The sequence below is a fragment of the Ureibacillus sp. FSL K6-3587 genome, from assembly GCF_038593165.1.
Taxonomy (GTDB): domain Bacteria; phylum Bacillota; class Bacilli; order Bacillales_A; family Planococcaceae; genus Ureibacillus; species Ureibacillus suwonensis.
Window position 1 is genome coordinate 1957011 of the sequence record NZ_CP151969.1, and the last position, 13111, is coordinate 1970121.

A 13111-nucleotide genomic window follows, 5' to 3' on the forward strand; every position below is an offset into this window, starting at 1 on the left:
GCAAATAATGAAAAAGAAAGTGGTTTTGATCAGTACGGGCGGCACGATTGCTAGCGGCGTGAATCCGGAAACGGGGCTCCTCACATCCGGCATGTTGACGGGGGAAGATTTGTCCAAACAATGTGTGCTGCCATCACATATTGAATTGAAGGTAGAAACCCTATTCCATTTGCCAAGCAATGAAATGACCTTTGACCATTTAATTCAGTTAAAAGAAAAAATTGAACAAGTTTTTGAGGATCAAGAAGTGGCAGGAGTGGTCGTGACCCACGGAACGGATACGCTGGAGGAAACGGCGTATTTCTTGGATTTGACAATTGGTGACGGGCGGCCGGTGGTGGTGACAGGCGCCCAACGAAGCCCGGCCACGATTGGAACGGATGCCTTTTCCAACTTGCGTCAAGCCATCATTTTGGCTGCAAGCGATGAAGCGAGAAACTTGGGCGCGGTTGTGTTGTTCAATGAAAAGATTTTGCCCGCCCGCTATGTGAAGAAGTGCCACGCCTCCAACGTGGACGGCTTCAACGCGCCGGGGTTCGGCCATTTGGGGTATGTGGATGATGAAGAAGTAATTTTATATGGAAAAGCGGTGAAAAGGGAAACCTATGAGCTGAAATCCGAATTGCCTTATGTGGAAATCATCAAATGTTCATTGGGCTCCGATGGCCGCTTGATTAAGTATGCGGTGGAGACGGGAGCAAAAGGCATTGTCCTTGAAGCGTTCGGCCGAGGCCAAGTCCACCCGGCTGTTGCGGAACAAGTGCAATATGCCATTGAAAAAGGCGTCATCGTGGTGGTGACAACAAGCACGGCGGAAGGGAACGTCAAAGTCGTGTACGACACTCCAGGCACAGCCTACGACTTGCAAAAGAAAGGCGCCATCCTCGGCCGCGACTACGACAGCAAAAAAGCCCGCATGAAGCTGGCGGTGATGTTGGCTGCCGAGGTGGGGGAGATTAAGGAAAGATTTTAATGCAAGTGGAAAATTATGTAAAAAGCATCTCTGTTCATGAACTGTGGATGCTTTTTATTTTTTGGATAAATTATGAAAATCATAATTCACTAATTTGCATTTATATAATAAATTTGTAAAATTTAAGAAAAAATATAATTGACTGCTGTAATTTTTCGCATGATTGTATATGAAACAACAAAAGTAGAATTTATGAATCATGTTTTTTTGGATGTGCTTATAAAGAACTTTGGAATGAAACTGGCGATCCAGTATGGGAATTTTTGTATCAATTTTCTAAAACTAAACAATATAAAGCTAAGTAATAAATACTGTCCTTGTTATTAAAATTATAGTAGTTTTTTGGGTGGAGTGGGTAGTATATAATTTGACTCACTCTTTCCCATAATCTTATAAAAGAGGATGTTTCTGTATGGATATTTATGTATGTATAGATTTTTTTGTTGAATATTCTTTAAAAAGTGAACTCGAAAGACTTTTTGGAAAATTTGATATTTCATTAAACTTTCCGGATAAGCCGAAAATGGGGACTGAAGTATATCTTCAGGTTCCAATCCGACTCAACGGAAAGGTAGGAATAGATACAATTTCTTATATCACTTCTCATTTAAAAAAAGAATACCAGATTTCATGTGGTGAATCATTTTCTTGCAGGTTTAATTATTTAGATTTTGAACGATCGCCTTTTTTTAGGTTGGTTTCTACAGGTAATTCATCAAAAGCGTTTTTAGAACACAAAAAGGATGGAATTAAATGGAAGACGATTTGCCCATCTTGCGGCATTCAGGAAAAAGTTCAGACTTCCCCTTTAGTCATGGATACTTCAAAAGTGGTGGATCGATATATGGTCAATGTCGGTGTCGATTACTGGGTTGTATCGGAGAAAATGGCGTATTTAATGAAAGAGTGGGAAATAACAGGGTACGAATTGAGAGAGGTGATACATAGCGGCAAAAAGCCTGCACAGCCCGTATTTCAAGTGATTCCTACAAATGTTCTTCCATCGTGGAGTTCCGAAATGAAACATTATTATTTTATCACGGAACCGGAAGAACGATGTCAAACATGTAACATTAGGGGGCGGATTGATTACCCATATCACTATAATAAAAGGGATCTTGAACAATACCCTATTAAAGATATAAATATCATGAAAGAGTTGAAATCCAATGGAAGCTGGGCGTATAGACCTGTATTTCTGAGCAAAAGGTTTAGAGATTTATTAATTGAAAATGGCATCACTCGGGAAGTTATAAATAGAGATGATAATAATTACAAATCAAGAGATTGGTTGTTTGAACCGGTTGTGATCATTGAATGAACAATATTACTTGTATTTTTGGGCTGCTTAGCTTTTTACGTTAAGCGGCTCAATCTTGTGGCCCTTCTTCAATTAAAGTTTCTAAGTCAATCGCAATTGTATCGTATGGTACGCTTTTTTCTTCCTCCGAGTAACCATCGTAATATTTCACTGCTTTTCCATTTTGGACGACTAAATAAAAGGAATAATTATTTGGTTCCTGGTATTGTTTTTTTCCGGATTAGTAGTTACAGTATTTGGTTATTCAAAAGGACAGAGTTAGTAATCAAAAAATGTTCAAATTGGAGCTTTATGGCTTGAAATCCTACTAAGTTCAGAGAAAACGATTACAGTTTTGCGATTCACTGGGCTATCAAGCTGATCATAAATTCCACTAAGTTCAAAGAAATCTCGATCAGTTCTTCGTCCGTTTCCTCCACCGTGATTTTTAAATCCCACTGAGTTCAGAGAAAACCTGAATGGCGGCGAATATTTTTTTCTTCGGGCAAAATTTAAATCCCACTAAGTTCAGAGAAAACGTAGTTTTTCAAACAAGAAATTTTTTCATCCAATGGTCTTTAAATCCCACTAAGTTCAGAGAAAACGCTCCCCACGCATTAGCGCCATCTGTACGTTCTTTTAACTTTAAATCCCACTAAGTTCAGAGAAAACTGCCGAGAACTGATTCAAGCGGCCAAGCGTTTCCTAACTTTAAATCCCACTAAGTTCAGAGAAAACGTCGTAATACACTTTTTGTAATCTGCCCTTTACCCATCTTTAAATCCCACTAAGTTCAGAGAAAACATTAATGAACAATTGAAACAAAGTATGTAGTAAAAACTTTAAATCCCACTAAGTTCAGAGAAAACGGGGTGGAGCTATGGCGGTAAGTATTACCAAACTAACTTTAAATCCCACTAAGTTCAGAGAAAACCCCTTGCTAAAAACCTTATAAAAACAACATGTAGAAACAAACCATTGCAGCGAACGTCCAATCGTGCGAATTACTTTTACTTGCTCAACCTTTACAACCCTTGATATAACAACATTTTAACCCAATATCTCAAAATTTGGCAAAATGCATTTTAGAAAAATCAATCGAAATCTGCCTTTTCAATTACTGCATGCGAATTTTCAAAATTTCAATAGCCTTTTATTCAGTTTTAATTCTATTATAACTGACTATATAAAGATTAAGAATAATATGCTGCATGCTTCCTAAATGAAAGACGACTCATGGAATGTTAACATGAGTCGTCTTAATTATGAAATAAATATATCTTTTCTACTAAATTCAGATAAATAAATGATTAATATAATTTAAAAATAATTTTAAATCCAACAAAATTCAAATAAAATTACATTTTTTAACAAAAATATACTAAATAACAATCGATTAATATTGGTTAGATTTTCTTACTTATATTTACAATTGATTTAGTTATAAATATACTTACTATAGTATAGTTCATACTTTAATAATAAAGGAGGTACAATATTGCGCTTCAAAATTTTATTAGATGTACAAAAGGTTCCTCAAGCTTACCGAATGTATTTATTATCATTTATTAAAGAAATGTTAAAGAAAGGCGATGAGGATCTGTACAATCAATTATATGATGGTAAAAAGAAGCCCAAGCCTTTCACCTTTTCCTTTTACATGAACAATTTCAACCTTCTCGAAGAAACTGCAGAATATGAGATGAAAAACGCAACTTTGATTTTTTCAACATCTGATGTAAGAGTAGGAGTAGCATTTTTCAATGGATTAAGTATAACACAAAAATATGATCATCCCGAATACCCTCTAAAAATTATAAGCAAACAGATCGCTCACGAAAAACCAATCACCTCAAATGTAGTTACTTTTAATATTTTAAATGGATTATTAGTTGAGGACAAGATGAAAAAGCCCTTACTAATTTCTAACCCTTCTTTTGAGCAAGAATTCAACATTATTACGAATAAACAATTTCAAGCGTTATATGGCCGCCCATTGTACGAACCATTAAAAATTTGCGGACATTGCTTAAAGAAACAAGTGATTAAAGAAACGAATCGCCATGCAAACGGTAAAACGCTTTTTTATACAGCACAAAAAGGCGTCATTAAGCTTCAAGGACATCCAGAAGATTTAAAACTCCTATATTTGGACGGAGCGGGACTACGGAGGGCCCAAGGCTATGGCACGCTGGAGGCGATTCAGCATGGTTAAAATATTAATTAATGACTGGCTGTTTTCAATGGGAGCAACTGCCCTTTTACGAATGGATGAAGAGCATCAAATCAAATGTGACGGAAATGTTTTAGATGTACCGATTGAATGGTTTGAATCTTTACCAGAACGTTTTTTTGATTATTTAGTTCGTACGTATAGTATGGGGGCAAGACGTAAAGAGCAATTAGATCAATCCTTTCGAAAAATAAAGCTTTCCATTGAAAATGGTAAAGTAAAGAATACGGACTCTTATAAGTTTCATGGAGATATTATCAATAATACATTGAAAGAAGGATTAGATCGAGTAGCAAAGTATTTCCCTGACTATCAAGATGAAGCGACTAAACTAATACTTGAAGGAAAGGATGCTTTGAAACAGATCGATTTGCCTACCTTAGAAAAGGTGATTCATCGAGCGATCGAAATTTTAAATGAGCCGGAAATTGATCAAAAACTGACTATCAATGTGGTAAAAGGAACAATTTTATCAAGTTCGGGAGGCCAGGTATCGTTTTTAAATGTTGCGAAAAATACATTGTCGTTTAAAGAGCAAATCGCAGTATTTCGAAAAGATTTTATTGATCCACTTGTTTTGGAATTGAAACTGCAACAGTGTATTGAAAATAATGATGCGGATACGGCATGGAAACTTATTCAAGAAAGCGATATAGGTATTGCCGAACAATGGAAGAAAAAAAATAAAAAAGCAAAGTCTATTGATTTTAGTTATTTTGAGAAACTTCCTCCGTGCAGTGGAATTGAAGGACAATGGGGAACACTGGCATATCAGGAAATGATGTTTATGCCACTTGCATCAACAAGTTTTAATGATTTTTATAATGGGCAAATGACAAGCGCACCTCTCATCAGTACATTAGCGAGGTTATTATTGTTCATATCTCCTCTAGGGTGTACAAGCTATCGGAAAACGATTGGACGAGAAGAACATTTTGTTTTTAGTTTCTTACATGTTGAAGGGGATTGTGAAGAAACAAGGAAGCGTAATGATGCTTTTGCGCGGGCGTTTCGCCGTGATAATTTATTTAGTACTGCATTGATATCTAGTCATGAAAAAATGATTAAAAAAGAGAAAGAGCGGGAAACTGTTACGTTATTAATTGAATGGGTAACATTCAATAAATCGAAAAAAACTTTACTCGAATATCGAGTGGTAAATGAAAAGTTTATTAAAACATTGCTTTCGGGTTCGACTCATTTTGATATAAATAAGATTTTTCCATATGCATTTCGCGAGCAGCTTATTCACGAAGCGTTGCGAAATAACGATACAAAGACGCTAATTTTTGAAGAAATGCGCCGGTTAATTACTGATAATTCGAAAAATTATTACAGTATTAAAATGGCACTCAATTTACGTGAATTGATTTTGAAGGAGGGACAAACAGTGGAACAAAAAACGTTAACAGACCGTATGTATGGACGTGGTCAAGCTTTGCAAAAAAAATTGTTTAAACCACAAACTGTGCAAGAAAGTGAAGAGTATACTTCTCCAAATGAGAAAAAAATTGCAACGATCGCTTATCGTTTATTAAATGCCGCAAAAGGCGGAAACCGTGAAGTTTTCTTTGAAACGGTATTGCGTCTACATTTGTTAGCAAATCTTCCAATCAATAAAGAGTTTACAAGTTTATTAGATCGTAAAGTTGTTTCAGACCATGAGTTTGCCACAATGTCATTGGCGTTTATTGCCGGTCTAATGTCACAATTTGAATCAAAAGAACAAAAAGAAGTGGAGGAAGTTGAAGCATGAGTAAATCATTAACATTTACTGCTATTGTTGAGGCAGGTTCACTTAACTTTGGTGAAGGATTTTCCAATATTTCAGAATTAAAGAAATTTAATCGTGCGGATGGCAACACTTATACTTTCGCTTCCCGCCAATCATTACGTTATGATGTCGTTCGTTTAGGAAATGAATTATTTGGCTGGAATCTAAACACAGTTTCTAAACAAAAGGGAACTTTACAATTTAAAGATGAATTAACAATTGAAGATTCGGTCGAAATGGATTTATTCGGTTATTTAAAAACGGGTAAAAATTCCCTTAAACGTCCTGCAACCGTTCGTTTAAGTCATGCGATTTCCTTAGAGCCCTACAATGGGGACATGGAGTTTTTAACGAATATGGGGTTGGCTGAGCGCTTAGGAGAAAATGCAAACCTAGCAAATATTGAAAATCATATTAGTTACTACACTTATACAGTAACTGTGGATTTAAGCAAGGTTGGCATCGATGAAAATAACCAGGTGGAGTTGCCGAATGAAGAACGTTTTAATCGTGTTCATCAATTACTGGAAGTGTTGAAATTATTATCCCGTAATATTCGTGGCCGTCAGGAAAACTTAACACCACTGTTTGTGATCGGAGGGGTGTACCCTGTGGCAAATCCATTTTTCCAAGGACGTATTCAATTGGAAGGAAATTCGTTAAAAATTGAGCCTCTTGTTCAAACAAGCGAATTCACTTTTGCTGGTGAAGCAATGAAACAATTTACAAAGGTCGGCTTAACAAATGGAATATTTAGTAATGAATCAGAAATCAAAGAAGCTTTTGGACAAGTAGGAACGGTAGAGGAATTTTTCCAAGCTGTAACTCGTGAAGTAGCAGAATATTACGGAGTTGCCTATGAAGTTGCTAAGGCTTAAATTGTTTCAAGAAACAGCTTGTTTTCTAAAGCCATTTGCCTATAAAGTCGGCGAAACATATCCTCTCGTACCATTTTCTACCGTAAAGGGCATGTTACACGCGGTGCTGGGTGCGACGGAGTACATTCCGATGAATATATCCATTCAAGGACAGTCCGAAAGCTTTATGATAGATTATCAAAAAAAGTTTATGTACAAGAAAGCCGAAGTGCCTCCGATTGTAACAACAGATGGGTTACCAGAAGCTCCTTTACCTGACAGTAAATTGTATACAACCATGCCAATGTATCAGCACTTACTATTTAACGTGGAACATGTTATCCATGTTGATGCAGAAGAAACTATATTAAATGAGCTTTACAACAAGTTTCATCAATTGTCCACAACAATAAGCATGGGCCGCTGGGAAGATATTGTAAGGATTGATGAAGTGCGTTTTGTAGAGGCAACAGAAGATAGTATGGAAGAATTGGTTTACAATCAATATATTCCAGTAGATTTAGAGATTGATACTTACTTTGATGTGCCAAAAGCATATTATCGTCTTCCTCGTAAATATGAGATTCGTGATGGCCGGCGAGAGTGGGATTATATAGCGGCTGCTTATGTTCAAAAGTCTACTTTATTGGAGGACGATGTTATGACGGATGGGGAATACAGTATTTTCTTATTGAAAGGATAAGGGATATGTATTTTGCAAAATCTAAACCGGATGTTTTAACGATTGCTGAACATACTTCAGACGTTGTGGAGGCAGTGAAAGCTCTTGCTCAAGCTTATGGCAATGAGCTTTCATTTTTTACAACTAAAGATTTTGAGTTAGTTGAAGTGGCAGCTATGTATCATGATTTAGGGAAATATAGCGAGACTTTTCAAAATATGATCCGTCCCTCGATTGATAAAAATTGGCGTAAAACAAATCTAGTGAACTATCCACATAATTATTTATCGGTTTGTTTATTGCCATTTGGTGAATTACGAAAAAAATATTCGAAAGAAGAAGCTGAAATTGTGGCATTAGCAGTAGGATATCATCATGAAAGAGATTTGAATCCGAATGAGAAACTCATCCTACAAATATATGAACAACATTTAAAAGAAGCAATTCCGTCTATAAAAGAGGAAATCCCATTATCGTTTGAGTTAACAGATAAAGCCAACCGTTTCGCAATTAGAGCGATTTGTAATCGAGTAAATATTGTTAATCAATTCAATCATTATATGTGGTTAAAGTATATCTTAATAAAAGGCTTCCTCCAACGTGCAGACCATGCAGCATCTGCGAAGAGAAAAGATGAGAATGTTGCAATTTATGTGGAAGAAGCGGTGGATCAAAATGTAGGGGAGCAGACGAAAACATTTCTTGAAAAGAAATATTCATTACGTCCTTTACAGACCTTAACTTATGAAAATCAAGATAAAAATATTGTCCTTATCGCTCAGACAGGTAGTGGGAAAACGGAAGCGGCTTTATTATGGATTGGCCAAAAGAAAGGTTTTTTTACACTGCCTATGCGAGTGAGTTTAAATGCGATGTATGACCGAATTCAAAGCGAAAAGGGTATTGGTTTTAGTAGTACGGGTTTGCTTCATTCAACGGCTTTAGACCATCTAATGTCAAAATCAGATGAACCGATTTCCTTTGAGCAATCGATTATTCAAACGGAGCATACACGTTTACTTGCGAAAAAATTGACCCTTTCCACAATTGACCAATTATTCAAATTTCCACTTCTTTACCGGGGGTTTGAAACAGAACTTGCTACCCTTGCCTATTCCAAAGTGGTAATCGATGAAATTCAAGCATATGACCCACATATTGTTGCGATACTGCTAAGAGGTTTGGAACTGATTCATCAATTAGGTGGTCAGTGGATGATTATGACTGCTACATTACCACAAATATTTCTTGATGAATTGCAAAAGAAAGGCTTGTTGGATCATAAATCATTAGTTAAAACTGTACTGATTCCAGACGACCGAGATGCTAATCCGGTTATGCCGAGAAGACATCGGATACAACTGCTGGATGATAAAATAGAAGCTTTAACGAAAATCGTTCAATTTGGTGAAACTTCCAAAGTATTAGTTGTTGTGAATACGGTGAAGGAAGCACTTGCAATGTATGATCAGTTAAAGCAACTTGTTGGGGAAGAACAAATCAATTTATTACATTCACAATTTACAAGGAAAGATCGTTTGCCAAAAGAAGAGAAAATAAAAGAGTTTGGACAGTTAACGAATAATCGGCCAGGAATTTGGGTGACGACACAAATAGTAGAGGCTTCTTTGGATGTAGATTTTAATTATTTATTTACCGAGGCGGCTACACCAGATGCATTATTTCAACGGTTTGGCCGCTGTAATCGAAAAGGTCTCCGATTTAATGGTGGTACACCAGATGAACCGAATATTTTTATATTATCGAATCTAGAAGAGGTGTCTGGCCTTGAGACGATTTATGAAAAGGCGATCGTCCAAAAAGGGGTGGAAGCGTTGTCTGCTTTTGATGGCCAATTAATTGGGGAGCATGAGAAAATCGATATTGTGAAGCAAGTATTTAGTAGAGAACAACTTGCAGGGACAAAGTATTTAGCAAAATTTGAAAAGGCCAATCAAGAATTGCAAGATATGCGAGCATTTGATTTAAGTAAGGAAGAAGCTCAACAAATATTACGTGATATTCAAAGTGTAAGTTTTGTGGCTGGAAGAGAAAATTATGAAGCGGTAATGGCGTTAATTGAGCAATATGATGCAATTCCCGATTCTTTAGATCGAATCGAACGGAATAAGCAGAAGAAACAAATTCGAATGGAGATTGAGCAATACATTATTTCGGTAAGTGCTAAAAGCTTATTTTTTAAAGCAAAAGAAGCAGGATTTAAAGTTTCCCCTTTCGAACATCCGGATTTTAATTATATTCAGTATTCAATAGACGTTTCATATGATTCAAATCGAGGGCTGGAGTTACGATTAGATGAAAATTTTGATGTTCTTTTCTAGAAGGGAAGGGTATTTTTGCAAAGTATTGGTGGATTACACATGCAGTATTATGTGGTTTGCCCGAGAAAACTATGGTTATATAGCAAACAGATAGGTTTTGAAACGGAACATGATCGAGTAATTGAAGGAACTCTTCTTCATGAGAAATCTTATCCTAGGAAAGACAAAGAGCTTGTTATTGAGATGCTGTAGTGGATGTCATAGATGATGAGTACATTCAAGAAACAAAGCTGTCCAGTAAAATGCAAAAAGCAGATGAGTGGCAACTTTTATATTATTTGTATTTATTGAAACAACGAGGCATTGAGAAGAAAGGGAAAATTGCGTATACAAAGGAAAAGAAAGTTGTTGAGGTTGTATTGACTGAAGACAATGAAAAAGAGTTGAAGAAAAAGATTGCTGGCATTTATCGCGTGATCGAATCAGAGTCTGCACCGAAATTCAAGAAATTACCCTATTGTAAAAATTGCGCTTATTTTGATTTTTGCTTTGCATTGGAGGGGAAGGACGATGCAACGTGATATTTATATGTTTTCAAATGGCACTGTAAAAAGGAAAGATAATACGATTTATTTAGTATCAGAAATGGACAATAAAAAGAGACCACTTCCCGTGGAGCAAATTGAAAATTTACACTTATTTGGAGAAGTAAATCTAAATTCAGCCTTTTTAAATTTTATGGGGCAAAAAGGAATTTTCGTACATTTTTATAACTATTACGGTTTTTACACTGGAAGTTTTGTACCAAGAGAGCAGAAGGTTTCAGGAATTGTGACAGTACGGCAAAGCGAGCATTATTTAAATAAAGAAAAACGTTTAGCTTTAGCACAAGCATTTGTTCAATCTGCCGCATTTCATATGATTCGATTCAATCGGAAGAAAAATAATATGGATTCGGAGCATGTTAAAGAGATTCAAGAGTTGCAGAAACAAATCGCTTCAGTTAAAGATGTACAGCAACTAATGGGACTTGAAGGATTGATTCGACAAAATTATTATCAATCGTTGAATGAATTAATATTACCGGAATTTTATTTTACGGAACGTACAAAAAGACCCCCTCGTGATCCATTTAATGCATTAATTTCATTTGGTAATACGATGATGTATACGACTATTTTGAGTGAAATCTATAAAACTCAATTAAATCCAACAATCAGCTTTTTACACGAGCCATCCCAAAAACGTTTCTCATTATGTTTGGATCTTGCGGAAATATTTAAACCCCTTTTTGTAGATCCGCTAATTGTTTCTCTAGTAAATATGAAAAAAATTCAACCGAAACATTTTGAGGATTATGAAGGAATGGTATATTTGAATGAGGAAGGAAGAAAAATTTTCATTGCATCTTTTGATAAAAAGTTATCAGATACAATCAAACATCGTCAGTTAAATCGAAATGTTTCTTATCGTTATTTTATCCGATTAGAATGTTATAAACTGATTAAGCATGTCATAGGGGATACGCCATATAAGCCTCTAAGGGCATGGTGGTGATCAAATGTTCGTAATTATAACTTATGATGTAAGTGAAAAACGAGTAAATAAAGTGTGCAAAAAATTAAAAGAATATTTAAATTGGACACAAAATTCAGTTTTTGAAGGGGAAATGACAAAGACACAATTTTTAAAGTGTCGTCGTGATTTGGAGAAAATCATTGATCATGAAACAGATAGTATTTATTACTATGTTGTGGAAAATCCAAAACATTTAAAGAAATTTCATGTAGGAGCAGAAAAGGCAGATTTAGATTTGTTTTTCTAAATTGCATTTTGTTAATTTTTTAGATATCAGGTAATAATGTTGTCATATCAAGGCTTAGAGAGATTAAACAAAAATTGTGGTTTGCACGATTAGAGGTTCACTGCACTTGTTTGTCTCTAAAGGATTGATTTTATGGGGTTTTTTAGCAGGGTTTTATCTGAACTTAGAGGGATTTAAAGATGATAATGCGTAAAATCCAAGTTGTGTTGTTTTTTGTTTTATCTGAACTTAGAGGGATTTAAAGGTTGTCGGTCGTATTAAAGAAGGACAAACGTTAAAGGGTTTTATCTGAACTTAGAGGGATTTAAAGTTCGGAGAAAGGAGCTATTATGGCGAAAAGAATTAAGTTTTATCTGAACTTAGAGGGATTTAAAGATCAAGCTTTTAAAGATAATTACACCGATCCGAATGAAAGTTTTATCTGAACTTAGAGGGATTTAAAGGTGTATTTTTACCCAACCTTGGTGCATCATCCTCCCTCCGTTTTATCTGAACTTAGAGGGATTTAAAGAGAAGAAAAAACAATTTAAAAGGAGCATAATTCGCTGTTTTATCTGAACTTAGAGGGATTTAAAGATTGGCTCACGTTTTTCTGGCGATGATTTGAATTATAGTTTTATCTGAACTTAGAGGGATTTAAAGATCCACCCCTCGCCAGACACACTCAAACGTTTGGCTGTTTTATCTGAACTTAGAGGGATTTAAAGTTAGGAAACGCTCGGCCGCTTGAATCAGTTCTCGGCGTTTTATCTGAACTTAGAGGGATTTAAAGTATTTGTAAGGGATTAGTGTTTATCACTTCACCGTAACGAGTTTTATCTGAACTTAGAGGGATTTAAAGCTGCTATATCCCAAGCTAATCTCGATGTATGCCGAGAGTTTTATCTGAACTTAGAGGGATTTAAAGTGAGTTGTTGGATCTACGATGATGCCAATAGCTGAGTTTTATCTGAACTTAGAGGGATTTAAAGGCTCACAAACCGTAATCTGTTTCTTCATAATGCAAAGTTTTATCTGAACTTAGAGGGATTTAAAGATCGTTTTATCATTCGGTACACTCCTGGAATCAATGTTTTATCTGAACTTAGAGGGATTTAAAGATTGTTTTATCGTCAGGAATTCAAATCTGACTTGAGTTTTATCTGAACTTAGAGGGATTTAAAGCTAATGAGAGTGCTAGCTATC

General features: G+C 35.7%; 11 protein-coding genes and 2 CRISPR repeat arrays (1 of these 13 running past the window's edge). All 11 genes read left to right on the top strand.

The features are described from left to right. The first annotated feature begins 7 nt into the window (after positions 1-7). The 11 genes from NSS77_RS09675 to cas2 all read left to right on the top strand — a co-directional run bounded on the left by NSS77_RS09675 (position 8) and on the right by cas2 (position 11926). Positions 8-973: an asparaginase gene (locus NSS77_RS09675; protein WP_096552097.1), complete on the top strand. Its 966-nt coding sequence runs from the start codon at positions 8-10 to the stop codon at positions 971-973. Between the two features lie 412 nt (positions 974-1385). Beyond that, on the top strand, positions 1386-2294 hold the full coding sequence (locus tag NSS77_RS09680) for a hypothetical protein (protein WP_342468589.1): 909 nt from the start codon (positions 1386-1388) through the stop codon (positions 2292-2294). Positions 2295-2590: 296 nt separating this feature from the next. Further along, a CRISPR array of direct repeats spans positions 2591-3207; the repeat unit is 28 nt; unit sequence TTTAAATCCCACTAAGTTCAGAGAAAAC. 564 nt (positions 3208-3771) lie between these two features. Beyond that, entirely contained in the window at positions 3772-4488 is a 717-nt protein-coding gene (cas6, locus tag NSS77_RS09685) for a CRISPR-associated endoribonuclease Cas6 (RefSeq protein ID WP_342468590.1), read from the top strand. Continuing rightward, complete coding sequence (locus tag NSS77_RS09690; RefSeq protein WP_342468591.1) at positions 4481-6262, top strand: hypothetical protein; 1782 nt, start codon at positions 4481-4483, stop codon at positions 6260-6262. The genes cas6 and NSS77_RS09690 overlap by 8 nt, the downstream gene beginning before the upstream one ends. Next, positions 6259-7158, top strand: a complete 900-nt coding sequence (gene cas7i / locus NSS77_RS09695; RefSeq protein ID WP_096552091.1) for a type I-B CRISPR-associated protein Cas7/Cst2/DevR — start codon at positions 6259-6261, stop codon at positions 7156-7158. The genes NSS77_RS09690 and cas7i overlap by 4 nt, the downstream gene beginning before the upstream one ends. Beyond that, complete coding sequence (cas5b, locus tag NSS77_RS09700) at positions 7139-7840, top strand: type I-B CRISPR-associated protein Cas5b (RefSeq protein WP_096552089.1); 702 nt, start codon at positions 7139-7141, stop codon at positions 7838-7840. Before cas7i ends, cas5b begins: the two co-directional genes overlap by 20 nt. A gap of 5 nt (positions 7841-7845) precedes the next feature. Beyond that, complete coding sequence (gene cas3 / locus NSS77_RS09705) at positions 7846-10161, top strand: CRISPR-associated helicase Cas3' (RefSeq protein ID WP_342468592.1); 2316 nt, start codon at positions 7846-7848, stop codon at positions 10159-10161. 39 nt (positions 10162-10200) lie between these two features. Then, positions 10201-10353: a Dna2/Cas4 domain-containing protein gene (locus NSS77_RS09710; RefSeq protein ID WP_342468593.1), complete on the top strand. Its 153-nt coding sequence runs from the start codon at positions 10201-10203 to the stop codon at positions 10351-10353. Next, complete coding sequence (locus NSS77_RS09715) at positions 10353-10682, top strand: Dna2/Cas4 domain-containing protein (RefSeq protein WP_342468594.1); 330 nt, start codon at positions 10353-10355, stop codon at positions 10680-10682. The genes NSS77_RS09710 and NSS77_RS09715 overlap by 1 nt, the downstream gene beginning before the upstream one ends. After that, complete coding sequence (cas1b, locus tag NSS77_RS09720; protein ID WP_096552083.1) at positions 10672-11658, top strand: type I-B CRISPR-associated endonuclease Cas1b; 987 nt, start codon at positions 10672-10674, stop codon at positions 11656-11658. The genes NSS77_RS09715 and cas1b overlap by 11 nt, the downstream gene beginning before the upstream one ends. 4 nt (positions 11659-11662) lie before the next feature. Next, a complete protein-coding gene (gene cas2 / locus NSS77_RS09725) occupies positions 11663-11926 on the top strand; it encodes a CRISPR-associated endonuclease Cas2 (RefSeq protein ID WP_096552081.1) in 264 nt (87 codons plus the stop codon). Positions 11927-12076: 150 nt separating this feature from the next. Further along, positions 12077-13111: direct repeats of the CRISPR family, unit length 29 nt; unit sequence GTTTTATCTGAACTTAGAGGGATTTAAAG (it continues 110 nt past the right edge of the window).